This window comes from Limimaricola cinnabarinus LL-001, assembly GCF_000466965.1.
In the GTDB taxonomy this organism is placed as follows: domain Bacteria; phylum Pseudomonadota; class Alphaproteobacteria; order Rhodobacterales; family Rhodobacteraceae; genus Limimaricola; species Limimaricola cinnabarinus.
On record NZ_BATB01000054.1, the window covers coordinates 1 to 24,618 of the forward strand.

A 24,618-nucleotide genomic window follows, 5' to 3' on the forward strand; every position below is an offset into this window, starting at 1 on the left:
CTCCCGCGCGGCGGTGGATTCAGGCTATGCGCCGAACGACTGGCAGGTCGGGCAGACCGGCAAGGTGGTGGCACCCGCGCTCTACGTCGCGGTCGGCATCTCGGGCGCGATCCAGCACCTCGCGGGCATGAAGGACAGCAAGGTCATCGTCGCCATCAACAAGGACGAGGAGGCGCCGATCTTCCAGGTCGCCGATTACGGCCTCGTCGGCGATCTGTTCGAGGTGCTGCCGGAGCTGACCGAGAAGCTGTGAAGCCGCAGGCCCGGCGCGGGAGGTTTCCGTGCCGGGCCGGACCTCGGCCACTTCATTCTTCAAATACTCATCTTTCTTTCACGCCGCTTCTGCCTGCTCCGGCTCGGCCCGCCGCATGCCTGGCGCCGAGAGCCTCATCCGCGCCCTGATCCAACCAGACAGCGTGTCGATCCCGAGCGTCAGCATCGCCGCGACCATGAGCAGCAGCACCGCGCGATCGGTGCGCAACTCCTGCACGGCGGCATCGACATAAAAGCCCAGCGTGGCAATGCCCAGAAGCCCGAGAATGGCGCTGTCGCGCACGATGATCTCCCAGCGATAAAGGCACAGCGCGAAGAAGTTGCCCGACAGGCGCGGCAACAGCTCCCACGCCGCCAGCCGCAGCCCGCGCGGTGCGTCAGGCCTGAGCTTTGGCACCAGCGCGTCGCCCTGCCGCCCCATCAAATGCGCGATGATCGCGCCGTTGTGCAGGCCAAGCGCGAGGATGGCGGGGATCATCGAGGGGCCGGTCACCTGCAGGATCAGGAAGGCCAGCATGTAATCGGGGATGGAGCGCGACAGCACCAATGCCAGATGCCCGAGAAGCGCGCCCATGCGCCCCGCGACACGGCGCACGATCAGCGGAAAGCCGATGACGGCCACGGCGGCGGCCAGCGCCAGCGCCAGCTGCGACAGGATCAGCGTGGCGATCACCCCGGGCAGTGCCTGATCGCCGAGCAGCTTGCCCAGCCACGGCCAGAGCCCGGCCCAATCGCCCGACCGGATCGGCGCGGGCACCGCGTCATTCATGAACCGCCACAGCGCTCCGTCGCCCATCGGCGGCGTGGGATGGCGCGACAGCAGCCAGACCGAAATGCCGAGCCATAGGGGCACGAGGCGCAGCCGCATCCAGTAGCGGATCGGCAGGATCAGCGCGAGATAGACCCCGAGCGTGGCCGCCGCTGCCCCGTAATTGGCCTGACGGAAGTCGGTCTCGAGCAGATAGCCCAGCGTCGGCAGCCCGACGAAGCCCAGAACGGCCGAGGAGCGCAGGCCGCATTCGAGACGATAGAGCGTGTAGGCCCCAAGCTCTGGCAGGGCCAGCGGCAGGCGGCTCCACAAAAGGCGTGACAGGGGCGGCGTGCGGCGCGGCAGGGCCCGGCCCGCCGCCGGGTCTGCCTCGGCAAGGTATTCGGCGAAGACTTTGGCAAAGATGCCCGCATAGGGCAGGGCGATGGCCAGCACGCCGGTGAGCGGCCCGAGGCCGGTGATGCCCAGCAGCAGGAGCGCCCAGAACAGCTCGTGCACCGAACGCACGAGGATGCACAGCCCCCGGATTGGGCGCAGCCGGTAGCCGAAGCTCAGGCCGAAGCCCGCCAGCGCGCCCGCGAAGACGCCGCAGACCGCGAAGGCGACGGTGAGGGCGGCGGCCCGCGCCAAGGCCGCGGGATCGCCGATCTGAGGCGCGACGAGCCCCCCGCCGATGCGGCGCAGGGTCAGCCACGGGTCGGGGCGCGCGAGGTCGAGATCCGCCAGCAGCAGCGCCACGAGAGTGGCCAGCCCGAAGCCCGCCAGCACGCGAGAGGCCGCCAGACGGCGCGGCGCGGCCATCTCAGCCTTCGTAGAGCGCATAAAGCTCGGGCAGCGTCAGCCCCTGTGTAGGGCGGTCGAGCACGATGCGCCCGGCGCGGATGCCGATGATCCGGGTGCCGATGGAGAGCGCCCGTGCCGGATCGTGCAGCGCCAGCACCATGGTATGGAAGCGTTCGGCCAAAGCGTCGAGCAGGTCGCCCGACTGGCGCGGATCGACGGCCGAGACAGGCTCGTCCGCGATCAGGGCGTCGCCGCCGCGCGTCAGGCGCGCGCCAGCGCGGTGCGCTGCTTCTGCCCGCCTGAAAGCGAGCCGATGCGCCGCCGCTCGAACCCCGCGAGCCCGACACGGGCGATCGCGGGGGCGGCGCGCGCCCTCTCGCGCCCCGGCGGGCGCAGCAGAACCCGCAGCCCGTAGGCGGCGGAGTGGTCGTCGAGCAGCCCCATCCAAACGTTGTGGAACACCGAAAGCTGCGGCACCAGCCCCGGATCTTGCGGCACGAGGGCCAGACGCGGCGCCGAGGCCTGCGCCTCAAGCTTGAGCCGGATCGCGTTCAGCAGCGTGCTCTTGCCCGAACCCGAGCGCCCCAGAAGCACCAGCCGCTCGCCGCGCGACAGCGACAGCGAGACACGGTCGAGCACGGCCGTGTCGTCCCACGACAGCGTCTCGCCCTCAAAGCGCAGGAGCGGCGGCAACGTCATCAGTCGATCAGATCGAGCTCTCGGGCCGTATCCTCGATCGGGGCATAGAGCGCGTCGCTCGCCTCGATGAAGGCCGAGCGCGGGAAGCTTTCGAGGATCTCCGCGTCGTCGAGCGCGATCAGCGCCGCCTGCACCCGATCGGCAAAGCCCTCGCCCCAGCGCGTGTCCACGTCGCCGCGAATGGTCCAGTTGTAATCGGGATAGGGCGGCGTGCGCCAGATCACGGTGGCGGTCTCGACCTCGGGCGCCCCTTCGGTCAGGGCCTGCTCATAGACGCTGTAGTTCAGCGCGCCGACATCATAGGCCCCCGAGGCCACGAGGCGCAGCGTCTGGCCGTGGTCGCCCGAAAAGCCGACATCGGAGAAGAAGTCCTGCGGCGCCTGTCCGGTGATCTCGCGCAGGTGGTATTCGGGCATCAAGCGCCCCGAGGTCGAGCCCTGCGCCCCGAAGGTGAAGCTCAGACCTTCGAGGCCTTCGGGGAAGGTGCCGTCCTCGGGCTCGGTCAGGCCGGTGTCGGTGTTGGCGATAAAATAGGTGACGAAGCTCTCGTCCTCGGCGCCTTGGGCGATGGCCCGGCTGCCCGGCACCATGCGGCGGGCCTGCACGCCCGACAGGCCGCCGAACCAGGCAAGCTGGATCTGGTCGTTGCGAAATGCGGTGACCGAGGCGGCATAATCCTTGACCGGCACATATGCCACCGGCACGCCCAAGGTCTCTTCGAGGTAGTCCGCGACCTTGCCGAACCGCTCCTGCAGGCGTGTCTCGTCGTCATCGGGGATGGCCGAGAAGTAGAGCGTGGCCGGGTCCTGGGCGGCAGCGGGCAGCGCCGCGAAGAGCAGGGCGGCCAGCGGCAGGGCGCGGCGGTTGAGGCGGATGGGCATGGATCTGGCTCCGTCTGGTGTCCATGGCCCTTCTAGGCCCTCATGCGCGCAAGGCAAGCGATCAGCTTCTCCTCGGAGGAAGGTCGGCCTTCGGGATGATACGCGGCGCGGTGAATCACCTGCCGCGTTGGCGGATCGCATGACAAAGGCCCGCCCGCGATGCGCGGACGAGCCCGTTCAGGCGATGCCTGCCGGATCAGGCGTCGACGAGCTTCAGAAGCTCACGCGCGGCCTCTTCCGACGACGCCGGGTTCTGACCGGTGACGAGTTTGCCGTCGACCAGCACGTAGGGCGCCCAATCCTCGCCCTTGGAGTAGTCCGCACCATGTCCCTTGAGCATGTCCTCGAGCAGGAACGGCACGACATCGGTGAGGCCGACGCCTTCTTCCTCGCCATTGGTGAAGCCGGTGACCTTGCGGCCCTCGACCAGCGGCTTGCCGTCCTCGGTCTGGGTGTGGCGGAAGATGGCCGGGGCGTGACAGACCGCGCCGAGCGGGCGGTCGTTGTTCACGAAGGCCTCGATGATGCGGCGGCTGTCGGCGTTCTCGGCGAGATCCCACATCGGGCCGTGGCCGCCCGGATAGAACACCGCGTCGTATTGCGTGGGATAGATTTCGTCCAGACGCTCGGTCGAGGCCAGCTGCTCCTGCGCTTCCTTGTCGTCCTTGAAACGACGGGTGGCGTCGGTCTGGAAGTCCTCCTCGTCGCTCTTGGGATCGAGCGGCGGCTGACCGCCCTGCGGCGAGGCCAGCGTCACCTCGGCGCCCGCGTCCTTGAAGACGTAGTAGGGGGCCGCGAACTCCTCGAGCCAGAAGCCGGTCTTCTCGCCGGTGTCGCCGAGGCGGTCATGCGAGGTGAGGATCATCAGAATCTTGGTCATATGGTCTTTCCTTGAATACCGGGTGCGGTGCCGTTCAGGCGACGCGGATCACGCGTTTGCCGAAGCTTCGCCGCGCAGCAGGCCAACGAAGGCGGCGGGCGCCTGTTCCAGCCCGTCGATCATCTCCTCGCGGTAGGTGATCTTTCCTTCCGCGACCCAAGCACCCATTTCCTTGGCGAACTCCGGATAGAGATGGCCGAAATCGTCGAAGATGATGAAGCCGCGCATGGTGATCCGCTTGCGCAGCATCTGTCCCATGAGCCAGTTCATCCGGTCCGGGCCATCAGGAAGCGACGTTGCGTTGTATTGCGAGATCAGGCCGCAAAGCGGGATGCGCGCGGCGGTGTTGAGCTGCGGCAGCACCGCATCGAACACCGCGCCGCCGACGTTTTCCCAATAGACGTCGATGCCGTCCGGCGTCTCGCGCGCCAGATCCTCGGCAAAGCTCGGGGCCTTGTAATCGACGCAGGCGTCGAAGCCCAAGTTCTCGACCGCGTGGCGGCACTTCTCGGGGCCACCCGCGACGCCCACGGCGCGCAGGCCCTTGAGCTTGGCGATCTGGCCCACGGTCGAGCCCACCGGCCCGGTTGCGCCGCCGACCACCAGCGTCTCGCCCGCCTCGGGCCTGCCAATCTCGCGCAGGCCCGCCCATGCGGTGAAGCCCGGCATGCCCAGCACGCCCAGCGCCCATGAGGGATGCGCCATGTCGGCGGGCAGTTTGTTGAGGCCGGTGCCGTCGGCGACGGCGAAGTCCTGCCAGCCCGAGAAGCTCACCACCCGGTCGCCCGTCGCAAAGTTCGGGTTGTTGGACGTCACCACGCGGGCCACTGTGCCGCCGACCATCGGCTGGCCGATCTCGACCGGCGCGGCGTATGAGGGCGCATCGCTCATCCGGCCCCGCATGTAGGGATCGAGCGACAGAAACTCGGTCGCCAACAGAACCTCGCCATCCTTGGGTGTGGGCACCGAAGCGGTCTCGAGCCGCAGCGTGTCATCGTCCGGCTCGCCCTTGGGGCGTTCGGCAAGGACCCAGCGGCGGTTGGTGTCGGGGGATTGGGGCATCAGGTGTTTCCTTTGTTGTCGATAAGCGCCGCCGTCGCGGTCAGGGCGCCGTCATAGGGGAGGGTATCGCGCGACAGCGCGCCCATCAGGCTCGCGCCGAGCCAGATCTGGTAGAGCGTGGTGGCGAGCATCTGCGGATCGGGATGTGCGGGCAGGGAGCCGTCGGTTGCGCCTTCGCGGACCACCGCCGCAAGGCGGGCAACGATGGCCGAGACGCCGTGGTTCAGCACCTCGCGCATGCCGGGCGACAATTCGGCCACCTCGGCCGAAAGCTTCACTACCAGACAATGCGCCTCGTAGGCATCGCCCGACTGGCGCATGCGCCAGCCTTCGAAATAGGCCAAGAGCCGGGCACGCGCGGGTTTGTCCGGTGCGCCGAGCGTTGCAGTCAGATCCTCGGCATAGCCCTCGACGAAGCTGTCGAGCAAGGCGCAGCCAAAGGCCTCCTTGGAGCGGAAGAAATGGTAGAAGCTGCCCTTGGGCACCCCGGCCTCGCGCAGAAGCTCGGAGAGCCCGACGCCGGTATAGCCGTGCCGCGCCACAAGGGCGCGTCCGGTGGCGAGGATATGCTGTCGCGTGTCGGTCATGACTGGCAAATGGGGTCCACTAGACCGGTCGTCTAGTGGCGCCGCGCCGATGCATTGGGTGACTTGAGGTCAGGAAGATGCCGGGGCGGCGCGGCGCCGCCCCGAACCATGGGTCACTGAGCCGCGAAGCGGCCCTTGCGCGCCAGAACCTCGATCTCGTAGCCATCGGGGTCCGCCACGAAGAAGAACCGCGCGACGGTGTCGCCATCGGGCGCGAAATCCTTGATGTCGCGTGGCGAGTGACCGGCCTCGACGAGCCGCCTGTGCATCGTTTCCAGATCGTCCTCGAGAAAGGCGAGATGGCCGTAGCCATTTCCGAGGTCGTAAGCCGTGTCGCCCTTGTTCACCGTCAGCTCCAGTTCGAAGCCGCTCTCGGGGTTGCTCAGATAGATCAGCGAGAAGCTCTCGAAATCGAGCCGCTCGGTGATGGAGAGGCCGAACAGGTCGTAGAAGGCCAGTGAGCGGGCCTCGTCGCGTACGCGGATCATCGAATGGATCATCTTGGCCATAAAGCGTCCTTTCCTCGGATGGTTCGCTGGCCGAATGCCGAAACCGGGCTTCGGGGTCCAGCCCCTCTCGACACGCGCACCGCGCCGGGGGAGTGTCGCGGCAATGACGAGGGGCGGCATGACGAGACGACGAACAAGCTCCGGCGGAAACGGAACGAATATGGGCATTTGGTTCTGCGGAGTAGATTTGAGAAGCCATTTCATGAGGATCGCATGACCACCGGTTCGGCGGGAGGGCAATGGCGCGCTCTGGCGCTGATCTGCGCGGCGTGGTTTGCGCGATGACGAGCTGGTTCTCGGCCACGGCGATCTTGCCGGATCTCGTGCGTGACTGGTCCTTGAGCGCGGGGGCGCAAGCGTGGCTCACCAACGCCGTGCAACTGGGCTTCGTCGCAGGCGCAGTTGGGGCGAGCCTCGTCAACCTGCCCGACATCGTGGCGCTGCCGCGACTGATGGCGGTCTCGGCGCTGGTCGCGGCGCTGGCCAACGCGGTGCTGCTCTTGGAGCCAGGAGCCGGGGCGGCGATCGCGGCGCGCGCACTCACCGGGGCGGCGCTGGCGGGGGTCTATCCGCCCGCGATCAAGCTGATGGCGACGTGGTTCACGCGCGGGCGCGGACTGGCGTTGGGCTTTCTCATCGGAGCGCTGACGCTCGGCTCATCGATGCCACATCTGCTGCGCGCGCTGACCGAAGGGCTGGATTGGCGCGCCGTGGTGATCGGCACGACGCTGGTCACCGGGCTTGCCGCCGCGCTGTTCGGTCTGGGGCTGGCCGAGGGGCCGCATGGCTTTGGCCGCGCCACTTTCGACCCGCACCAGAGCCTCGCCGCGTTGCGCAATCGCGGCGTCATGCTCGCCAATCTCGGCTATTTCGGCCATATGTGGGAGCTTTACGCAATGTGGGCGTGGTTCCTTGCCTTCGCCACGGCGGCAGAGGCGGAAATACTCACTTTTCCAATGGGTTCCGCGTCGATGCTTACCTTCCTTGTCGTGGCGTCCGGAGCGCTGGGCTGCGTGCTGGCGGGGGCTTTGTCGGACCGGATCGGCCGCTGCGCCACCACGGCGCTGATGATGGGGCTGTCGGGGGCCTCGGCGCTCGTCATCGGCTTTGCCTTCGACGGGCCGGGCTGGCTCTTGGCGCTGGTGGCGGTGATCTGGGGCGTGACGATCGTGGCCGACAGCGCCCAATTCTCGGCCGCCGTGACCGAGCTGGCCGAGCCACGTTTCGTCGGCACCGCCGTGACGCTGCAACTCGGGATCGGCTTTGCGCTGACGGTGGTGGCGATCCAGATCATGCCGTGGGTGGCAGGTCTGATGGGCGGCTGGCGCTGGGCGTTCTTGGTGCTCGTTCCGGGGCCGGTGATCGGCGCGGTAGCGATGTTAATGCTGCGCCGCCTGCCCGAGGCGGCGCAGTTGGCAGGCGGGCGGCGCTAGGGCCGCCCGGTCCCGTCAGTAGAGCTTTTCGTCGGTGCCGTCGCGGCGCACCCAGGTGCCGAGGCCGATCTGGCCCAGCACCTTGAGGAAGGGCTTGGGGTCCATTTCCTCGACATTGCGCATCTCTCGCGCGTCCCATTCGCCGGTGGCGATGAGCATCGCGGCGGCCACGGGCGGCACGCCCGCGGTGTAGGAGATGCCCTGGCTGCCCACTTCCTCGTAGGCGTCCTTGTGGTCGGCCACGTTGTAGACGAAGACCTCGACCTCCTCGCCGCCCTTCAGGCCCTTTACCAGATCGCCGATGCAGGTCTTGCCCGTGTAGTCGGGCGCGAGGCTCGACGGGTCGGGCAGACAGGCCTTCACCACCTTGAGCGGCACGACCTCCTGACCTTCGGCCAGCGTCACCGGCTGCTCGGACAGAAGCCCGATGTTCTTCAATACTGTGAAGACGTTGATGTAATGCTCACCGAAGCCCATCCAGAACCGCACATCGGCATGGGGGTAGTTGGTGGCGAGCGAATGCACCTCGTCATGGCCCGACATGTAGGCGCGCTGCGTGCCGACAACCGGAAGATCCCAGTCCCGGCCCACTTCGAACATCTCGTTCTCCTGCCACGCCCCGTCCTGCCACGAATAGACCGTGCCGGTGAATTCGCGGAAGTTGATCTCCGGATCGAAGTTCGTGGCGAAGTACTTGCCGTGGGAGCCGGCGTTGATGTCGACGATGTCGATGGACTTCACCTCGTCCATGTATTCGTCGATGGCAAAACGGGCATAGGCGTTGACGACGCCGGGATCGAAGCCCGCGCCGAGGATCGCGGTGACGCCCTTCTCGGCGCAACGTTCCTGCCGCTTCCACTCGTAATTGCCGTACCACGGCGGCGTTTCGCAGATCTTGTCGGGCTCCTCGTGGATCGCGGTGTCGATATAGGCGACGCCGGTCTCGATGCAGGCGTCGAGCACGTGCATGTTCACGAAGGCCGAAGCCACGTTGATGACGATCTGCGCGCCGGTCTTCTCGATCAGCGCGGCGACGGCCATGCTGTCGGTCGCATCCACGGCATGGACCGCGAGGATGCCGTCGGTCTTGTGGGCCCCCTTTTCACGGACGCTGGCGAGGATCGCCTCGCATTTCGCCTCTGTGCGCGAGGCGATGTGGATGTCTCCGAGCAGGTCGGCGTTCTGCGCGCATTTGTGCGCCACGACCTGGGCGACGCCACCGGCGCCGATGATGAGGACGTTCTTCTTCAAGACCCTCGAGCCTCCTTTCATGTGTTGCCGCGCCTCAGGACAGGGCGGCTTCGAAGTCACCATAACCGAATTCGCGCACGGACCTAACCGTGCCGTCGAGTTCGCGCACCGCGATGGCGGGCATGCGCACGCCATTGAACCAGTTCTTCTTGACCATCGTGTAACCCGCGGCGTCGCGGATCGAGACGCGGTCGCCGGGCTTCAGCGGTTCCTCAAAGCGGAATTCACCGAAGATGTCGCCCGCAAGGCAGGAATTGCCGCAGACCATCCACTCGTGTTCGCCGGTGTCGGGGCTGACCTTCGCGCTCTCGCGGTAGATCAGCAGATCGAGCATATGCGCCTCGATCGAGCTGTCGACGATGGCGAGGTTCTTGCCGTTGTCGAGCGTGTCGAGCACCGTCAGTTCCAGCGTGGTGGAGTTGGTGATCGCGGCCTCGCCCGGCTCCAGATAGACCTGCACGCCATGGGTTTCGGAGAACCGCTTGAGCCGCTCGGCCAACTTTTCCAGCGGGTAGCCCGCGCCGGTGAAATGGATGCCGCCGCCGAGGCTGATCCACTCCATGCGGGAGATGAGATGACCGAAGCGGTCCTCGATCTGGCCCAGCATCGCGTCGAAGCGGTCGAAATCGGCGTTCTCGCAATTGTTGTGGAACATGAAGCCGGTGACCTGATCGCAGACCGTCTCGATCCGCGCTGGATCATGCTCGCCCAGCCGCGAGAAGGGGCGGGCGGGATCGGCGATGTCGAAGGACGACGAACTGATGCCGGGATTCACCCGCAGGCCCCGCACGTGGTTCCTGGCCGCCTCGCCAAAGCGTTCAAGCTGGCCGATGGTGTTGAAAATGATCTTGTCGGAGTTGGCGAGCACCTCCGGGATGTCGGCTTCGTCCCACGCCACCGAATAGGCGTGGGTCTCGCCGGGGAAATGCTTGCGCCCGAGCTGCACCTCGAAGGGCGACGACGAGGTGGTGCCATCCATGTATTCGCTCATCAGGTCGAACACCGACCACGAGGCGAAACATTTCAGCGCCAGCAGCGACTTGGCGCCCGAAAGCTCGCGCAGCTTCGCGATTTTTTCGAGATTGGGCAGCAGCGCCTGCTTGTCGATGAGATAATAGGGGGTTCGCAGCGTCATCGGGGCTCCCTCGCGTGTCGGGCCACGGGCGGGTGGCGCGAGGGGCATATAGACATGCGCCGCGGCAGGCTCAACAGGAGCCGTGGGGGTCAGCCCTCGCGGCCCCAGCGCAGCAGCACCACCTCGTCGGTCTCCGCGGCCTCGCGTGCGACGCGGTTGCGGGCGGCGCGCAACCTCGCGCGGGCGGCGACGGTGGCGACGGTCTTCATCTCGCGAAAGCTCTCGCGCATCGCATCCTCGAGCTTTGCCGCCTGCGGCTCGAGGTCGGAGCGTGCGCGATCGAGCGCGCCGATCTGGGCGCGGGCGTCGCGGATATAGGCCCCGACATAAGGCGCGGATTCGATCGACACGATGTGCCCGTCGCGGGCCAGCGCCTCGGCCGTCTCGGCGCTGCGACGCTCCAGATCGGCCATGCGGTCGCGCAGCGTATTCAGCTCGACGGCGCGGGCCTCGATCTCGACCCGGTGCAGCCGCTCGATCAGCCCCAAGGCCCGGTCACGCCTAGTTGCCATCGCGCGCGGTCTCCAGCGCCACGAGAGCGGCGCGCATCCGCGCGAGGATCTCGGGCGGAAAGGCGTTGACCTGCTCGGGCGGCAGCAGCGCGTAGGGGGCGGGCGGCATCCCGGCGGCAGGTGTTTCGGCCTCCTCCTTGCCCTCGTCGGGTTCGGTCGACCCCGCGCCAAGGGCGGGACCGGCTAGAAGGGTGCAGGCGAGGAGGACTGCCCGGATCATGCCGCCGGAAGTTCCTTCTGCGCGGCCTCGACACGGTAGAAGTCGGGCTGCTTGGAGGTCGGGATGTTGCCGCGGCCGATCTCGACGCAGATGTTCGGCGGGTGGTTGGCGACCATTGCGACGAAGATGTCGCGGATGATCAGGTAGAAGGCCCCGTCCTCGTCCTCGATCTGCTTCAATCGTCCCGAAACCGGTTGGACCATGCAATAGGCGAGGAACACGCCGAGGAATGTGCCCACCAACGCGCCGCCGATCATCTTGCCCAGAATTTCGGGCGGCTGATCGATCGAGGACATGGTCTTGATCACGCCGAGCACGGCCGCGACGATGCCAATCGCGGGCAGCCCGTCGGCCATTGTCTGGATCGCTCCTGCGGCACCCAGCGCCTCGTGGTGATGCTTCTTGATCTTGCGGTTGATCACGTCCTCGGTCTGGTACTTGTCGTCGAACTGCATCGCCAGCATGCGGAAGCTGTCGGTGATCAGCTCGGTGGCGAAGTGGTCCTTGAGGATCGTCGGATACCGCTGAAAGATCGAGCTGTCCTTGGGCGTCTCGATATGCTCGTCGAGAGCGAGGATGCCCTTTTGCTTGTAGAGGCGGCTCAGCTCGTACATCAGGTTGAGCAGTGCCTCATAATCGGCGGCCTTCCATTTCGGCCCCTTCAGCACCTTGCCGACGCCCTTGAGCGCGCTCTTGATGACGGTCATCGAGTTGGCGATGACGAAAGCGCCGAGAGCCGCGCCGCCGATCATCATGCCCTCGTAGGGCAGGGCGTAGAGCACGATGTCCATGTTGCCGCCCGACAGCATGAATCCACCGAAGACCAGCCCGAAAACCATGACAAGTCCGAGGATTAGGGTCATCGCAGCTCTCCGAAACCTTGCGTCCGCGACACAGCATCGCGTCTTTCCGCCTAAATCCGATAAGGATAATTGACACCAATTCAAGCATAATCAAGGATAGTTTCCAAGTTTGCCGCAGTGGTGTTTGAAATGAGCAGCGTCGAGACCCTCGCCTATTTCCTCGAAGAGGACAGCCTGCGCGGCGTGATGCGCGACTGGCCGGAGGCCATGCAACTGATGGTCCGGCTCGACGGGGCGGGGCGCTGCGAGCTTCTGGTGCATCACCGCGACGAGGCGGGCCGCGTGCTCGAAACCCTGCGCGAGGCGCTGGGCGAGGAGGCCGAGACGCTGGCGGTCGTGCCGCAGGTCGAGGGCTTCGCCACCCGCCGGGTGCGTTTCTCCGAAGAACAGCAGCTTCTGGCGCTCGCCGCCTCGACCGAAGGGTTGAGCGAGAGCGCTCAGGATTACGCGATCAACTATCGCTTCGCCTGCGAGGAGGGGCTCGACCCCGAGGCGGTGATCGGACAGCGGGCCCGGCCCTTCGCGGACGAATTCGAAAGCGATCTGCCGCAGGTCAGCGAACGGCGCGCGGTCCGGCGTGCGGCCCCCGCGCCAGAGCCGCGTCTTTTCCCCGAAGGCTACGAGGCCGCGAGCGACCCCGCGCGGCGCGAATGCACGCTCGTTTCCGCCCAGCTTCACGGGCAGGGTGCAAGGGTGCGCCTGACGCTCGACCCCGAGACGTCGCAGGGCAACGAGATGCCGGTCACCGTCGGCAATGTCGGCCACAGCGCGGATTTCGGCTGCTTCGTGCTGCCACGTGGGGCACTTGCCGACTGGCAGGCAGGGGTTGCTCTGGTCATCGACATGCCGCAAGAGCAGTTTCCCGAAGCCTGGGCCGCGCGGTTTCGCAAGCAGACCCACCATGCCCAGGTGTCGATCACCGCGACCGGCATCTTCGTGCGCCCGATGCTGCCTGAAACCGTCGCCCCGCCCGAGGCGCCGATGGTCGAGGTCGAGGAGGGCTGGAGCCTCAGGCGGCCCTTGCGCGCGGCGCTGGTGGTAATAGGCATGGTACTGCTCGGCGGGTCGCTGGCGATCGGCTGGAGCCCCTTCGCCATCGCCGAGGACGGGGCCGGATCGCTCGTCCCCGCGCGCACCGGTCTTGCCGCGCTCGCCGGCGCGGAGGCGGTGCGGTGAGCGCGGATGCGGGGCCGGCCCCCGAGGCACGGCGTCCCGCCGTTCCGATCGAGACCAGCGTGACGCCTGATTACATCATCTGCCTCGAAACCGGGCGCAAGCTGGTGCTGATGCGCCGCCATCTGCGCGAAACCCTGCATCTTACACCCGAACAGTACCGCGCGCGTTGGAACCTTCCGCCCGAATATCCGATGGCTGCGCCGAACTATCTGCGCAGACGGGCGGAATTCAGCGTATGAGCCGAACCTGAGCAAAGGATTGGTTGCGCGTGGCAACAATACATGCAAGAATAAATCATTGCCGTCGAAGAATTCGACTAGATGCCGTCAACTGTCGCATCGGTCCACCTCTCTCGGGCTGTCGATGCCGCCGGGTGCCGCGCTCTCCCTGGATGAAAGGGCAGACATGACCAAACCGGATTCCAAGACCGAACTTCTCAGCACGATCGTCGCATCCTATGCCGCACGGCCCGATGTCGATTCCGACGATATCGTCGCGTTGGTCGCCAAGCTCAGCCGCGAATTGAAGATCGAAGAGGGCGCGCCGACCGATGCGCTTATTGCCCCGGTATCGGGCACGATGACCCCGGCGATCCCGCTGTCGCGCGCCGTGACGGAGGACAAGGTGTTCTGTCTGTGCTGCGGCAAGGGGTTCAAGATGCTCAAGCGGCATCTGGGCGCAGAGCACGGCATGACCGAGGCCGAATACCGCGCCGCCTTCGGCCTGCCCGAAGAGATGCCGTTGGTCGCCCCGAGCTATTCGCGGCGCAAGGCCAACTACGCCCGCAAGGTGGGCTTCGGCCGCTACAGCCGCGAAACCGTGCGCCGCGACGACGAGATCGTCGGCTGATCCTTCGGGATCGGCCGGGCTGATCCGAGGCAGGCCAGAACAATTCATCACGCAGATTCCGCGGCGCCGATCCGGCCCGGCGGATTGACAGGCGCGCCGGTCGGCGCGGGCAGGGGAGCAGGCCATGGCCGTCGGTCAGACCATCATCATCAAGAAGATCGAGGACGACGGTCATCACGAGCATCACGGCGGCGGCTGGAAGGTGGCCTATGCCGACTTCATGACCGCGATGATGGCGTTCTTCCTGCTGCTATGGATTCTCGCGGCGAGTGACGAGGAAAAGCTCGAAGGTCTCGCCGAGTATTTCACGCCCTCGATGAGCATGCTGCGGGGTGGCGGCTCCGACGGGGTGCTGCGCGGCCAGATCGTCGACATCGCGGGCGACATGCAGGCTTCGGAGGGCACGCCGCCGGTCGATGTGCCGGACCTGCCCGATTTCGGCACGAATGATCCGCTCAAAGCCTTCGACAGCCGGTTGCGCGACACGCCGCCTGAGGTGGTGGTCGAATACCTGCCCGCCGATGCCGCCCCGCCCAGCGCCGAAGAGTTGCGCGACCGAGAACTGGCGGCCGCCGCGGTACGGATGCAGGCTGCGCTCGACCGCCGCGAGGCCGAACTCGACGCCATCGAGGACGAGATCGCCGATCGCATCGCCGCGACGCCGGAGCTGGCCGATATCGGTGACAACCTGCGTCTCGACCGCACGCCCGAGGGGCTGCTCATGCAGATCCTCGACGAGGATGAGCGCCCGATGTTCGCTACCGGCAGCGCCCGCATCGTGCCGCAGACCCGCATGCTCATCGAGATCGTCGGCGAGACGATTCGCGACATGACGCAGGACCTCGCTATTTCGGGCCACACGGATTCGCTGCCGTTTGCACGGCAGAACGACTATGGCAATTGGGAGCTGTCGTCGGACCGGGCCAACGCCACGCGACGGGCGCTGATCAATGCGGGTCTCCCGGCCCAGAGGATCAGCCGGGTCAGCGGGTTGGCCGATACCGAACCCCTCTTTGCCGACCGCCCCGAAGCCCCGCAGAACAGGCGGATCGGGCTGCTGCTGGAATATCCCGAACCGGGCCACGGCACGGACGGGGAGCAGCGTTGATCCCCGGCCCCCGGCGGGTTCGGTTGATGCAGATCTGCCACGATGACCGTCACGGCGGCGATTTAGGATAGGGTCTGCCCCATTTCGGCCTCATTTGCTCTGCTATCTGAACAGGCCTCATACGGACACCGCGGACAGGCCCGCGGCGGGGTACCGAAAGCCGGCGACACGAACCGCAAAAGCGGCGTGTCGCGGGAGACCAAACCAGACCCGAAAACAGGGCGGATCGATGCAGAGCAGTAACCTTCTCGAAGCCATCTGGCGCGGCGATATCGCATGCGTCGAGAACAGCGACACCGGCGTCCGTTTCGGACGTCTACTCGACGCGCTGATGCCGATGCGGCGGATCGGACTGATGCGCGGGGATCGCGTGGGCGGGCAGATCCTGCCCGAGCAGACCGAACTGATGCCGGCGCTGGCGCTGGGCGATGTGATCGAGGAAGAGCTGTCGCTGGCGACCCCGCAAGGGGCGCTGGTGGTGATCCTGGACCGGGCCGCGATGCGGCCCGGTGCCGGGGATGCCGCGCGATCGCAGCTTGCCGGCCGTCTGGTCGGTGAGCTGCTGATCGACGCGGTGCAGCGCGGCGTGTTTTCCGCCCAGCAGGAAACCACCGCGCTCTATCTTTTGGCACAGGGCTACGACGCCCTGTCGCGCAGCCCCGAGCTGGCGCGGCTCGGCCTTGTGCCGGCGCCGTTCCGCGCCGGCCTGGCGGCGGTGCTCGCGGGTCTTTGGACCGGTCCCGTGGTGCGCGGATCGGACCCGGACGAGCTGATCTGCGGGCCGCTGTTCCTCGACAGCCCGCGGCTTCGCGCCTACCTCGAAACGCTCGATGCCAGCTTCGAGGCCCCTGCCGCCGGTCTCGCCACGGTCGGCCTCGTGCGCTTTGACGCCACCGGGCGGTCCCACGATGCCTGGCTGCGCGCCATCGGCCGCCGGGTCGACGACCTGCTGCGCCAGTCCTGCACGGCACAGGGCGAAACCGCCGGCGAAGGCTGAGGGCCGATGGTGGCACCCCTCCTTGCCTCCCAGACCGGGCGCGCCATGGCAGCACCAGCTGCCGCAGCGCGCCCGTCCGGCGTTGACGGTGCGGCGTTCGCGGCACTGCTGGCCGCGCGGGAGGGGGGCGCGACAGATACCGCTGCCGCGGCACCCGCCAAGGCCACCGCGCCGGGCGGGCCGCCCGTGCTCGAGGCGTTGCTAGAGGATCTGGAGGATATCGCCCGGAACGGTCTGGCGCAGCTCGTGGCGGCCGGAACCGACACTGCCGCACAGGCCGACGCCGTCTCCAGCATGGATACCGCGCTGCGTGGCGCCATTTCGGAGTTCGACGCGGCGCAGGATACCGACCTGACGGCGCTCCTCACTCTTCCCGGCGCGGCGCCGCCGTCCGGGGCGACGGTCACGAGCGCGACATTCGCGGTCGCGCCGGTCGCGGCGGCGGCGCAGGACGCGGTACAGGCGATAGCGCCGGACGCGGCCCCGGTCGGGGTCACCGCGACCCTGACGAGGATTTCCGACCTGCTCGACATGGCGGCGCAGGCTCAAGACCACGGCCCGAGCCGGGCTTCGGCACGCGCCGCACTTGTGGCGCAGCCCGTCACGCGGGGATTGTCGGCCGTACCGGGGGAACCTTCGGCTGACGGTCCGCCCCCGGTTTCGAGTTCGGCTTCGGCCATCTCTCAGGCGACGCAGACGGCGCGCCCACCGCAAGCAACGGCCCTCCGGGATGGGGAACAGGCCGCTCCGAGGGCGCAGGCCGGCTCGACACCACAGGATGGAGAGCAGGCCGATTTGGCAACGCAAGCCGGGTCGGTCCCACAAGCTGGCGGGCAGGCCGCTCCGACGGCGCAGACCGGTTCGACCCCGCTGCAGGGAGAGCAGGCCGGTTTGGAAGCGCGGACCGGACTGGCTCAGCAGGCTGGCGGGCAGGCGGCTCTGCCGGTGCAGACCGGTTCGCCCCTCCAGAATGGCGAGGGGGCTGTTCTGGCAGCGCAGACCGGATCGACGACGCCAGCCAAGGCAATCGCGATGCCCGCCACCCCGGGCGCTTCGGTGGCTACGGCCACGCGGGCGGACGCCTCCCCCATCTTGCCGAATGCCGCGGCGGTGCCGACAGCGGCGCAGGCCGGAGCGGCCCATATGGGCCCGTTGACCGCGCCATCCCCACCCGGCGCGGGTGAGGTCGCAGCGGCCCCGCCCGTTACAGCCGCTCCTCAAGCCCCGAGCGCAGCGGCGGTAGACGTGGCCTCACCCCTAGCCGCGCCCATGGCGCCGGCCGGTGAGGCCGAGACCCGCACCCCGCTGAGCTTTGCCGCCCTTTTGTCCGAGGCGGCGCGGCAGGGCGATGTCGGGGCCGATGCGGCCAGCCCGGAGCTGCCCGTGCACGAGGTTCCCGCCTCCGAACCCGGAGCCGCGCCGCCGCGCGCGACCGAAGCCGCAGCCCAGCCTCGGATTGCTCCGGCCTCGCCGCCGCCACCACCGATGCCCAGCGGCTTTTCCCGCGCCCTGACAGCCCAGATTCGCGAAACCTCGGTGGTCGAGGGGCGGACCCGGATCGCGCTCACCCCCGGCGGGCTGGGCGAGGTCGAAATCGAGCTGAGCCGCGACGCAGGCCAGCTCAAGGTAGTGATCCGGGCCGAGAACCAGACCGTCCTGCAAGCGCTGCGGGGCGACCGCGACGGCCTGATGGCGATGCTCGGCAACAGCGGCTCGGACGTGGCGGAGGGGCAGCTCAGCTTCGAATCCTTCGACCGGGGCCAGCGCGACGGCTCCGCGCAGGACCGGCGTGGCACGGGGCGCACCGGCGCTGGGACCGCCACCGCTGCCGACACGGATATGGCCCCCGCCACCGATGCCCCGGCCTCGCCGACCGGCAACGGTCAACTCGACATCCTCACCTGAGCCAATCGGAGCCTTCCTGAGATGGAATCCATTTCTTCTACGAGCACCGCCGCCGCGACGGCCGCCACGACCAGCGCCGCGAGCGCCAGCCGCGACAAGCTCGACGCCGACTACCAGAGCTTTCTCAAGCTGCTGATCGCGCAGGTCTCGAACCAGGACCCGCTGGAGCCGATGGATTCGACCACCTTCGTGTCGCAGCTCGCGCAGCTGACGCAGGTGGAGCAGTCGATCGCCACCAACGACACGCTCGAGAAGATCGAGGCGCGGCTCGGCGCGGCCAACGCGCGCGAGGACGCGATGCTGATCGGGCGCGAGGTGCTGGTGCCGACCGACAAGATCGCGCTTGCCGGCGGCACGGCGGGCTTTTCCTATGCGCTGAACGGGACGGCCGCCTCGGTCTCGGCGCGCATCTTGGGCGATGACGGCACCGAGTTGCGGCGCATCGACGGGCTTCCGGGCGGCTCCGAGGGCCGACACGAGGTGATCTGGGACGGGCTCGACCGCGACGGTCTGCGGGTGCCGGATGGTAGCTTTCGGGTCGAGGTCGAGGCGCTCGATGCCGACGACGAGCCGGTGTTCCTCTCGACCTATGCCGAAGGGCAGGTCGAGCGGGTGGCGTTCCGGGACGGCACCCCGGTGCTGCAATTGGCGTCGGGGGCCGAGGTGTCGCCCGACAGCATCGTCGGCATCCGCTGACCCCCGATCCTCAGTGCGTCAGCGCGTCGGGCTCCGGCTCCGGCGCGGCGACCGCCGCCGCCGGTGTGGCAGCGGGACTGCGGGATGTCCTGACGGGCCACGTCCTGCTTGAACAGGTTCGGAAACAGCACCTCTTCGATCGGCATGCCCATCGCCTTGAGATCGGCCAGCACCCGCCCCGAGAGCATCTCCGTGTCGATCGCGGGGCCGGTCATGGCCGGGGTGGTCGCCGCTTCGCTGAGCGAGGTCAGCACCGCGTCGCGCATCCGCATCAGGGTTTCGGGGGTGTCGCGGACCTGCGCCACCAGTGCTGCGTCAGGCATCGCAAGGGCGATGTCGGCCACCACATAGGTGATGCTGCGCGGCTTGAGCACCGGCACGGTCAGCCGTCCGATGCTCAGCAGAAAGGCGGTCTGGTCCTGCCCCGTTGCCTCCGCGTCGCCGTAATCCGAGGGGGCGGCCTTCTCAGAGGCGCTTGCCTCACCATGCGCCTCGGGGTCGACGGGGGCGGGCGGAATGCCGAGCGCCGCGCGGTCGCCGGGTTGGCCCGGCTCCGCATCGGTCAGCGTCGCAGGTTCGGCCATCGCCACCTGCTGTTCGCTGGCCGGGACGAGGAACATCCCCGCCGCGTAGCCGCCGGCGAGACAGGCCAGAGGCAGGGAGATCATCAGGATCATGGATTTCATCGGACCATCGCGTGTTGTGCGTTCGGTCCATCATGCCGATGCTTCGTGGCGGTAATTTCGTGTCAGTAGGGCAGAATGATGTCCATTGCATCCTCGCCATAGCCGCGCTCCTGCGTGCGCGACAGCTGGCCCCGCCCACCATAGGTGATCCGTGCCTCGGCGATCTTCTCGTAGGGGATGGTGTTGTTCATCTGGATGTCCTCGGGCCGGATGATCCCCGCCACGCGCAGCTCGCGCAGCTCCTGGTTCACCTTGACCTCCTGCCGTCCGGCGATGACGAGATTGCCGTTGGGCAGCATCTGCACCACCAGCGCCGCGACCTTGAGCTCGATCGATTCGTTGCGGGTGATCGAACCCGAGCCCGACACGTCGGTAGAGGAGCCGATATCGACGATGTCGCCCTGCGGCAGGTCGCCGGGGCCGACGCCGGGCAGGATCTTGTCAATCTGGGTGCCATAGCCGAACAGGGTGGGGAAGGCGACGCTGCTCTGGCCGTCGCGCGACCGCTGGCCCGCGTTCCTGAGCTGCGCGCGGTCGTCGATCTCGATGTCGACGGTCAGGATGTCGCCCACCTGCGAGGCGCGCTGGTCGGCGAAGAACCCGCCCGAACCGCCGCGCTCCCACAAGGAGGCCGCCTCGGCGCGCTGATAGACCCGCGGCGGCGCGGGGGGCGGCATCGGCACCGAGACGGCGGCCGCCTCGGGGACCGTCACCGGGTTCACGGCAATGGCCGAGGTCTGCGGATCGCGGTCGAACTTGTCGCGCACCCCGCCGCAGCCGGAGACGAGCGCCGCTCCAAGCAGAAGAACGGGAAGGGGGCGCAGATGGGTGCGGCTCAACGGGAGACCTCCACGATGCCCTCGGCGACGGCGGTGCCGGTGAGGGTGGTGTTGCTGGATGTGTTGACGATGCGGACGTCCTGGCCGCGATGCGCGTCCGACAGCGCCCGACCCGGCGCCGACAGGCGCATCGCCCCGTCCGAAAATGTGATGGTAACCTCGTCGCCGCGGTCGATGACCAAGGGCTGCATCACCGATTGCACCATGACCGGGCGCCCCTCTGGGAGCATCCTTCGCACCTGCATGCCGATCACGGCCTCGGGCTCGACCACCGCATAGGGGCCGAGGCGCGCCTGCGGCAGCCGCATCTCGGTCAGATCCTCCGCCGCAACGATGTCGCCGGGCATCAGCCGCCGGTTCGGCACCGGCAGCGGCACCATCACGGCGGCGAGGCCGCTGACCCGGTGCAACCCGCCGGTATCGTCGATCGCATTGGCGACAAAACGCCCCGAGGCCGGGTCCATCCAGAACTCGGCAATGAAGGCGGCCTCATTCGGCGGCTGGCCCGCGAAACCGATCTCGAACTCGGCCCGGCCCGGCAGCGACGGGCGAGATGGTCGCGCGCGCGCTCCTCCACCAGCACCGGCAGCGGTGCCGCGATGCCGGTCGCGGGACAGGCGATAGGGGCGGCGAGCGCCACGAGGAGGGCCAGCGCGCGCATCACTTGATCTGGTTGGCGGCGGTCATCATCTGGTCCGCTGTCTCGAGCGACTTGGAGTTCATCTCGTAGGCGCGCTGCGCGGAGATCAGGTCGGTGATCTGCTGGATGATGTTGACGTTGGAGTTTTCGAGGTAGCCCTGCCGCAGGATGCCGATCCCTTCGTCGCCCGGATTGGCCGGCACGGCGTCGCCCGAAGCGGTGGTGGCCTCGAGCAGGTTCGAGCCGAGCTGGCGCATCCCGGCCTCGTTGGTGAAGGTCGCCATGGTGAGACGGCCAAGCTCCACCGGGGTCGGATCGCCGCCGACATAGGCCATCACGACGCCCTGTTCGGAGATTTCGACCTGCGTGGTGTTGTCGGGCACCACGATACCGGGATCGAGCTCGTAGCCCTGAAGCGTGACGATCTGGCCCTCGGCCGAGAGCTGAAACGCGCCGTCACGGGTGAAGGCCTGCCCGCCATCGGGCAGGTTCACCGCGAAGAAGCCGCGCCCGTCGATGGCCAGATCGAGCTGGTTCTCGGTCGACATCAGCCCGCCTTGGGTATTGAGCCGCACCGTGCCCGCCGTCTCGACGCCAAAGCCGATATCGACGCCGGTGGGCCGGGCCGTGCCCGCCTCGGAGGTGAGCGATCCCTCGCGGCGCACAGTTTCGTAGATCAGGTCCTGGAACGCCGCGCGGCTCGACTTGAAACCGGTGGTGTTGGCGTTGGCGATGTTGTTGGAGATGACGTCCACGTTGGTCTGTTGCGCCAGCATGCCGGTCGCGGCGATTCCGAGGGCTTTCATGTGGGGGCTCCTGTGCCGGGTCCGGGGATTGGGGTCAGCCGACGCTGCCGATGCGGCGCAGCATGTCGCGCGTCAGGTCGTCTTCGCTGCCCACGAGCTTGAGCGCGCGCTCATAGGCCTGCTGGATCGCCATCAGCCGGGTCATCTCGACCACCGGCTGGACGTTGCTCGATTCGATCATGCCTTGCATGACGCGGGTGCCGCCGGTGGCGGGGCGGGCGGTGTCGACGCCCTCGGGGGGCACGAACATGCCCGCGCCGATGCGCTCGAAGGATTGCAGGTCGGGCAGGTCGAACAAGCCGACCCGCCCGATCACGCCGCCGGTCAGGGTCGAGATCGTGCCGTCCTGCGAGATCGAGACATCGCCGCCGAGATCGGGCGGCAGGGAGATCGGCGCGCCGCCCGCGTCGAGCACCTTGGCGCCCGAGAGCGTTACCAGCGCGCCGTTGGGGTCGAGCGCGAAGCGCCCGTCGCGGCCATAGGCGGTGCGCCCGTCGCCGGTCTCGTAGCCGAACCAGCCGTCGCCCTGCAGCGCGAGGTCGAGCGGGTTGCCGCTGCGCGACATCGCGCCCTGCTCGGGGTTCATGTAGGAGCCCTGATCGATCAGGAATTCGGTGTCGCGCGTCTCGTCGACGCCGGTTTCGCGGTGCAGGTAGCTGTCGAATACCACCCGTTCGCCCTTGAAGCCGGCGGTGTTGGCATTGGCGATGTTGTTGGCCGTCACGTCGAGCGCGTTGCGCATCGCCGTGGCGAGGGACAGCGAAACATAGGTGCTGTTGTCCATCGCGTCCTGTCTCCCGATTCCCACGATTCTCGACGCTTGCACGTCGTTATTGACGCTGTTGTTGCTTTGATACGGGATTCGATCAAGGATAGGCATAATCAATTCATGGGTTCGTGGCGGATTTGCCAAGATTACTGAGCATATGTCTGGGGGTGGCCTTGCTGGCGGCCCCGGTGGCCGCAGAGGCGCCGGAGGACGTGGGGCCGCGCCTCGCGTTTGCGCCCGAACAGACCACTATGGTGCCCCCGGCATCCGGATATCTGGAACGGCGCGCGCCCTGATCGAGGCATTGTCGGAAGCCCCCGGCGGCTCTGACAGGTCGCGGCTTCTGCTCGACCTCGCCGCCCTGTCGGTGGGCGTGGCCCTCGCGCCCGAGGCGCGGTCCTTCCTGTCGGGCTTGCCTGAGGCGGGACCGGAAGGGCTCGATCCCACGCAGTCGCAGCGCCGCGACCGCCTCGCCCTCGCGATCTGGGGCGTCGATGGGGGCACCGCGCCGCCGCCGCTGCCGGCGCGGCTGCAGATCGAGACGGAGAGCGGCTGGCCCGAGGCACCGGTCTGGCGGGCGCTGGCCCGGGCCCGTGAAGGCGATGCGGCTGCGGCCGCCACCGATCTGCCGCAGGTGGGGCCCTTGCTCGACGCCATGCCGCCGGCCCTCGCCGCGACGCTGCTGCCCGAGCTCCTGGAGGCGGCGATCGACGCGCGGCTCTGGGACGATGCGCATGGCCTTGCACAGAGGTTCGATGCCCACGCCGAGCTGCGCGGCGGCAGCGCCTACCGATTTCTTCTGGGCCGCGCGGCGCAGGCCGGGGGCAACCCGGTGATGGCCTTCGACAGCTATGCCATGGCCGCGGGCGGCGCCGATGCCTGGGCCCAAAGGGCGCGGCTGGCGCTGATCGACCTGGGCCGCGCCACCGGCACGCTGACGCCAGAGGACGGCGCGGCGCTGCTGCGGCAGAGCTGGCGGCTGTGGCGTGGCGATGCGCTGGAGATCGCCACGCTGGAGCGGCTGGCCGAGGTCGAGCACGGGCGCGGCGAGACCGAGGCCGCGATCGCCGCGATGACCGAGATCCAGCGCCGCCATGCCTTGAGCGACGCCGCGCTGGGATCGGCCGCGCGGCTCGATGAGATGGTGGCGGAGCTTTATGCGCGCGGCGCCTCCGGGGCGCTGCCGATCGGCGCCTTCGTGGCGGCGCATCGCAGGCTCTCGCCCGACCTGATGTTCCGGCCCGGTTTCGCCGCGCAGGCCGAGAAGCTGGCGGCGCGCCTGCTCGAAATCGGCGCGACGGACGCGGCGGCACGCGAATACGCGACGCTGCGCGACCAGCTTGCCGTGATGCGCGATCTGGGCCTCGAAGAGGTCCCGGCGCTGCGTCTCGACATGCTGCGGCTGGCGCAGGCCGAGGCGCTCTTGCGCGGCGGCCAGACCACGGCTGCGGCGCAGGCGCTCGGGGCGACGGCGTCGTCGGCGCCCGAGTTGCGCGACCGCATGGAGATGCTGCGCGCCCGGCTGTCGAGCGCCCAAGGCGACGGGGCGGGCGTGATCGCGACCCGCATGGAAACCCCGTCCGAGGGCTATCGACGGCTGCGCGCGGCGGCGCTGTTCGACCGGGGCGATTGGGAAGCGGCACGTGACGGTTATGCCGCGCTCTGGCGCGACCCCGAGACGCCGCTCGGGGCGGGGGAGGCGATCCGCCTGCTGCTGGCGGCGCATCGCTCTGGCGACACGGCTCTCGTCGCCGAGCTTCTCGATGGCCTGCCGCAGCTGGCGCGAAGCCCCGAACTGGCCGAAGTCGCCCGCTCGCTGGCGCCGGTGGCGCCACTGGCGCTGCCCATCGGTCAAAAATCCGCCACGGATCGGATGCAGGATGCCGATGCTGCCCTGCAACGTCTCGAACGCGTCGCGGGCGACGGCTGATGACCGTCTCCGCCTCTCACCACTGGCCTTGGCCGGTACCACCCACCGGCCAAGGCGTCGAAAGCCACGGCGACACAACAAACGAAGGACAGGCAGGATGAGCATTTCCTACGCCATGCAGACCGGCGTCAGCGGTCTCAAGGCCAACTCCACGGCCGTGGGCCGGATCTCCGAGAACATCGCCAACGCCAACACCGACGGCTATCGGCGCAGCTTCGTGCAGATGGTGACGACCTCTACGCTGAGCGACAATGCGGGCATTTCTCCCTCGGGCGTGCGTGCGTTCCAAGGTGCTGATGTCAGCACCGAGGGCGCGGTGCGCGCCACCAACAACTCCACGGATCTCGCGATCGGCGGTGC

General features: G+C 68.1%; 28 protein-coding genes and 1 pseudogene. 11 read left to right on the plus strand and 18 right to left on the minus strand.

Going from position 1 to position 24,618, the window contains the following annotated elements:
• Positions 1-253, plus strand: a 253-nt coding sequence (locus MBELCI_RS14735; protein ID WP_045320259.1) for an electron transfer flavoprotein subunit alpha/FixB family protein, incomplete at its 5' end; no start/stop codon positions are given.
• A gap of 78 nt (positions 254-331) precedes the next feature.
• On the opposite strand, the gene MBELCI_RS14740 is transcribed toward MBELCI_RS14735, so the two are convergent.
• The 8 genes and pseudogenes from MBELCI_RS14740 to MBELCI_RS14770 form a co-directional block, all read right to left on the minus strand.
• Complete coding sequence (locus tag MBELCI_RS14740; protein WP_021695046.1) at positions 332-1,843, minus strand: PhnE/PtxC family ABC transporter permease; 1,512 nt, start codon at positions 1,841-1,843, stop codon at positions 332-334.
• 1 nt (position 1,844) lies between these two features.
• Positions 1,845-2,006: a hypothetical protein gene (locus tag MBELCI_RS22720; RefSeq protein ID WP_369385472.1), complete on the minus strand. Its 162-nt coding sequence runs from the start codon at positions 2,004-2,006 to the stop codon at positions 1,845-1,847.
• Between the two features lie 80 nt (positions 2,007-2,086).
• Complete coding sequence (locus MBELCI_RS22725) at positions 2,087-2,524, minus strand: ATP-binding cassette domain-containing protein (protein WP_021695048.1); 438 nt, start codon at positions 2,522-2,524, stop codon at positions 2,087-2,089.
• Entirely contained in the window at positions 2,524-3,405 is an 882-nt protein-coding gene (locus tag MBELCI_RS14750) for a putative selenate ABC transporter substrate-binding protein (protein WP_021695049.1), read from the minus strand. The genes MBELCI_RS22725 and MBELCI_RS14750 overlap by 1 nt, the downstream gene beginning before the upstream one ends.
• Before the next feature lie 196 nt (positions 3,406-3,601).
• Positions 3,602-4,285, minus strand: coding sequence for a type 1 glutamine amidotransferase domain-containing protein (locus MBELCI_RS14755; protein ID WP_021695050.1), 684 nt, complete (start codon positions 4,283-4,285; stop codon positions 3,602-3,604).
• Between the two features lie 34 nt (positions 4,286-4,319).
• Positions 4,320-5,347: pseudogene (curA, locus tag MBELCI_RS14760) on the minus strand (NADPH-dependent curcumin/dihydrocurcumin reductase).
• Positions 5,347-5,934 (minus strand): TetR/AcrR family transcriptional regulator, encoded by a 588-nt coding sequence (locus MBELCI_RS14765; protein WP_045320260.1) that lies wholly within the window; start codon positions 5,932-5,934, stop codon positions 5,347-5,349. The pseudogene curA and the gene MBELCI_RS14765 overlap by 1 nt, the downstream one beginning before the upstream one ends.
• A 113-nt stretch (positions 5,935-6,047) precedes the next feature.
• Complete coding sequence (locus MBELCI_RS14770; RefSeq protein WP_021695053.1) at positions 6,048-6,443, minus strand: VOC family protein; 396 nt, start codon at positions 6,441-6,443, stop codon at positions 6,048-6,050.
• 239 nt (positions 6,444-6,682) lie between these two features.
• Here MBELCI_RS14770 and MBELCI_RS14775 point away from each other — a divergent pair, with 239 nt between their 5' ends.
• On the plus strand, positions 6,683-7,876 hold the full coding sequence (locus tag MBELCI_RS14775) for an MFS transporter (protein WP_021695054.1): 1,194 nt from the start codon (positions 6,683-6,685) through the stop codon (positions 7,874-7,876).
• Between the two features lie 15 nt (positions 7,877-7,891).
• Here the strand turns inward: MBELCI_RS14775 and MBELCI_RS14780 are convergent, their stop codons facing one another.
• The 5 genes from MBELCI_RS14780 to motA form a co-directional block, all read right to left on the minus strand.
• Complete coding sequence (locus tag MBELCI_RS14780) at positions 7,892-9,127, minus strand: saccharopine dehydrogenase family protein (protein WP_021695055.1); 1,236 nt, start codon at positions 9,125-9,127, stop codon at positions 7,892-7,894.
• A gap of 34 nt (positions 9,128-9,161) precedes the next feature.
• Positions 9,162-10,262: a carboxynorspermidine decarboxylase gene (locus tag MBELCI_RS14785; RefSeq protein WP_021695056.1), complete on the minus strand. Its 1,101-nt coding sequence runs from the start codon at positions 10,260-10,262 to the stop codon at positions 9,162-9,164.
• Between the two features lie 89 nt (positions 10,263-10,351).
• On the minus strand, positions 10,352-10,774 hold the full coding sequence (locus tag MBELCI_RS14790) for a hypothetical protein (protein WP_131505562.1): 423 nt from the start codon (positions 10,772-10,774) through the stop codon (positions 10,352-10,354).
• Positions 10,764-10,994 carry a hypothetical protein gene (locus MBELCI_RS14795; protein ID WP_021695058.1) on the minus strand — a complete coding sequence of 77 codons (231 nt, stop codon included), beginning with the start codon at positions 10,992-10,994 and terminating at the stop codon, positions 10,764-10,766. The genes MBELCI_RS14790 and MBELCI_RS14795 overlap by 11 nt, the downstream gene beginning before the upstream one ends.
• Complete coding sequence (gene motA / locus MBELCI_RS14800) at positions 10,991-11,857, minus strand: flagellar motor stator protein MotA (RefSeq protein WP_021695059.1); 867 nt, start codon at positions 11,855-11,857, stop codon at positions 10,991-10,993. Before motA ends, MBELCI_RS14795 begins: the two co-directional genes overlap by 4 nt.
• A 129-nt stretch (positions 11,858-11,986) precedes the next feature.
• Between motA and MBELCI_RS14805 the strand changes: the two genes are divergently transcribed.
• The 7 genes from MBELCI_RS14805 (at position 11,987) to MBELCI_RS14835 (ending at position 18,588) form a co-directional block, all read left to right on the plus strand.
• Positions 11,987-13,033: a hypothetical protein gene (locus MBELCI_RS14805; protein WP_021695060.1), complete on the plus strand. Its 1,047-nt coding sequence runs from the start codon at positions 11,987-11,989 to the stop codon at positions 13,031-13,033.
• Complete coding sequence (locus MBELCI_RS14810) at positions 13,030-13,272, plus strand: MucR family transcriptional regulator (protein WP_021695061.1); 243 nt, start codon at positions 13,030-13,032, stop codon at positions 13,270-13,272. The genes MBELCI_RS14805 and MBELCI_RS14810 overlap by 4 nt, the downstream gene beginning before the upstream one ends.
• A gap of 166 nt (positions 13,273-13,438) precedes the next feature.
• The gene (locus MBELCI_RS14815) at positions 13,439-13,882 is read left to right on the plus strand and encodes a Ros/MucR family transcriptional regulator (protein WP_021695062.1); all 444 of its coding nucleotides are present in this window, start codon (positions 13,439-13,441) and stop codon (positions 13,880-13,882) included.
• Positions 13,883-14,006: 124 nt separating this feature from the next.
• Positions 14,007-14,990, plus strand: a complete 984-nt coding sequence (locus MBELCI_RS14820; protein WP_021695063.1) for a flagellar motor protein MotB — start codon at positions 14,007-14,009, stop codon at positions 14,988-14,990.
• A 229-nt stretch (positions 14,991-15,219) separates the two neighbouring features.
• On the plus strand, positions 15,220-15,987 hold the full coding sequence (locus tag MBELCI_RS14825) for a hypothetical protein (protein ID WP_021695064.1): 768 nt from the start codon (positions 15,220-15,222) through the stop codon (positions 15,985-15,987).
• 6 nt (positions 15,988-15,993) lie between these two features.
• Positions 15,994-17,892 (plus strand): flagellar hook-length control protein FliK, encoded by a 1,899-nt coding sequence (locus tag MBELCI_RS14830; RefSeq protein WP_021695065.1) that lies wholly within the window; start codon positions 15,994-15,996, stop codon positions 17,890-17,892.
• A 21-nt stretch (positions 17,893-17,913) separates the two neighbouring features.
• Entirely contained in the window at positions 17,914-18,588 is a 675-nt protein-coding gene (locus MBELCI_RS14835) for a flagellar hook assembly protein FlgD (RefSeq protein WP_021695066.1), read from the plus strand.
• On the opposite strand, the gene MBELCI_RS20795 is transcribed toward MBELCI_RS14835, so the two are convergent.
• The 5 genes from MBELCI_RS20795 to flgF form a co-directional block, all read right to left on the minus strand.
• Positions 18,480-19,274 (minus strand): hypothetical protein, encoded by a 795-nt coding sequence (locus tag MBELCI_RS20795; protein WP_131505563.1) that lies wholly within the window; start codon positions 19,272-19,274, stop codon positions 18,480-18,482. The genes MBELCI_RS14835 and MBELCI_RS20795 overlap by 109 nt on opposite strands.
• Before the next feature lie 62 nt (positions 19,275-19,336).
• Positions 19,337-20,113, minus strand: coding sequence for a flagellar basal body L-ring protein FlgH (gene flgH, locus MBELCI_RS14845; protein WP_021695067.1), 777 nt, complete (start codon positions 20,111-20,113; stop codon positions 19,337-19,339).
• Positions 20,110-20,577 (minus strand): flagellar basal body P-ring formation chaperone FlgA, encoded by a 468-nt coding sequence (gene flgA, locus MBELCI_RS14850; RefSeq protein ID WP_021695068.1) that lies wholly within the window; start codon positions 20,575-20,577, stop codon positions 20,110-20,112. Before flgA ends, flgH begins: the two co-directional genes overlap by 4 nt.
• A gap of 196 nt (positions 20,578-20,773) precedes the next feature.
• A complete protein-coding gene (flgG, locus tag MBELCI_RS14855) occupies positions 20,774-21,559 on the minus strand; it encodes a flagellar basal-body rod protein FlgG (protein WP_021695069.1) in 786 nt (261 codons plus the stop codon).
• A 34-nt stretch (positions 21,560-21,593) separates the two neighbouring features.
• Positions 21,594-22,343 (minus strand): flagellar basal-body rod protein FlgF, encoded by a 750-nt coding sequence (gene flgF / locus MBELCI_RS14860; RefSeq protein ID WP_021695070.1) that lies wholly within the window; start codon positions 22,341-22,343, stop codon positions 21,594-21,596.
• 289 nt (positions 22,344-22,632) lie between these two features.
• Between flgF and MBELCI_RS14865 the strand changes: the two genes are divergently transcribed.
• Both MBELCI_RS14865 and MBELCI_RS14870 read left to right on the plus strand, forming a co-directional pair.
• Positions 22,633-24,258, plus strand: a complete 1,626-nt coding sequence (locus tag MBELCI_RS14865; RefSeq protein WP_021695072.1) for a hypothetical protein — start codon at positions 22,633-22,635, stop codon at positions 24,256-24,258.
• Between the two features lie 97 nt (positions 24,259-24,355).
• Positions 24,356-24,618: flagellar basal body protein (locus MBELCI_RS14870; protein ID WP_045320262.1), on the plus strand; the 263-nt coding region annotated here is incomplete at its 3' end.

Coding starts and splice junctions, on each gene's coding strand:
- MBELCI_RS14740 (WP_021695046.1), bottom strand. CDS start 1,843: ATGGCCGCGCCGCGCCGTCTGGCGGCCTCTCGCGTGCTGGCGGGCTTC.
- MBELCI_RS22725 (WP_021695048.1), bottom strand. CDS start 2,524: ATGACGTTGCCGCCGCTCCTGCGCTTTGAGGGCGAGACGCTGTCGTGG.
- MBELCI_RS14750 (WP_021695049.1), bottom strand. CDS start 3,405: ATGCCCATCCGCCTCAACCGCCGCGCCCTGCCGCTGGCCGCCCTGCTC.
- MBELCI_RS14755 (WP_021695050.1), bottom strand. CDS start 4,285: ATGACCAAGATTCTGATGATCCTCACCTCGCATGACCGCCTCGGCGAC.
- MBELCI_RS14765 (WP_045320260.1), bottom strand. CDS start 5,934: ATGACCGACACGCGACAGCATATCCTCGCCACCGGACGCGCCCTTGTG.
- MBELCI_RS14770 (WP_021695053.1), bottom strand. CDS start 6,443: ATGGCCAAGATGATCCATTCGATGATCCGCGTACGCGACGAGGCCCGC.
- MBELCI_RS14775 (WP_021695054.1), top strand. CDS start 6,683: ATGGCGCGCTCTGGCGCTGATCTGCGCGGCGTGGTTTGCGCGATGACG.
- MBELCI_RS14785 (WP_021695056.1), bottom strand. CDS start 10,262: ATGACGCTGCGAACCCCCTATTATCTCATCGACAAGCAGGCGCTGCTG.
- MBELCI_RS14790 (WP_131505562.1), bottom strand. CDS start 10,774: ATGGCAACTAGGCGTGACCGGGCCTTGGGGCTGATCGAGCGGCTGCAC.
- MBELCI_RS14795 (WP_021695058.1), bottom strand. CDS start 10,994: ATGATCCGGGCAGTCCTCCTCGCCTGCACCCTTCTAGCCGGTCCCGCC.
- motA (WP_021695059.1), bottom strand. CDS start 11,857: ATGACCCTAATCCTCGGACTTGTCATGGTTTTCGGGCTGGTCTTCGGT.
- MBELCI_RS14805 (WP_021695060.1), top strand. CDS start 11,987: ATGAGCAGCGTCGAGACCCTCGCCTATTTCCTCGAAGAGGACAGCCTG.
- MBELCI_RS14815 (WP_021695062.1), top strand. CDS start 13,439: ATGACCAAACCGGATTCCAAGACCGAACTTCTCAGCACGATCGTCGCA.
- MBELCI_RS14820 (WP_021695063.1), top strand. CDS start 14,007: ATGGCCGTCGGTCAGACCATCATCATCAAGAAGATCGAGGACGACGGT.
- MBELCI_RS14825 (WP_021695064.1), top strand. CDS start 15,220: ATGCAGAGCAGTAACCTTCTCGAAGCCATCTGGCGCGGCGATATCGCA.
- MBELCI_RS14830 (WP_021695065.1), top strand. CDS start 15,994: ATGGTGGCACCCCTCCTTGCCTCCCAGACCGGGCGCGCCATGGCAGCA.
- MBELCI_RS14835 (WP_021695066.1), top strand. CDS start 17,914: ATGGAATCCATTTCTTCTACGAGCACCGCCGCCGCGACGGCCGCCACG.
- MBELCI_RS20795 (WP_131505563.1), bottom strand. CDS start 19,274: ATGAAATCCATGATCCTGATGATCTCCCTGCCTCTGGCCTGTCTCGCC.
- flgA (WP_021695068.1), bottom strand. CDS start 20,577: ATGGACCCGGCCTCGGGGCGTTTTGTCGCCAATGCGATCGACGATACC.
- flgG (WP_021695069.1), bottom strand. CDS start 21,559: ATGAAAGCCCTCGGAATCGCCGCGACCGGCATGCTGGCGCAACAGACC.
- flgF (WP_021695070.1), bottom strand. CDS start 22,343: ATGGACAACAGCACCTATGTTTCGCTGTCCCTCGCCACGGCGATGCGC.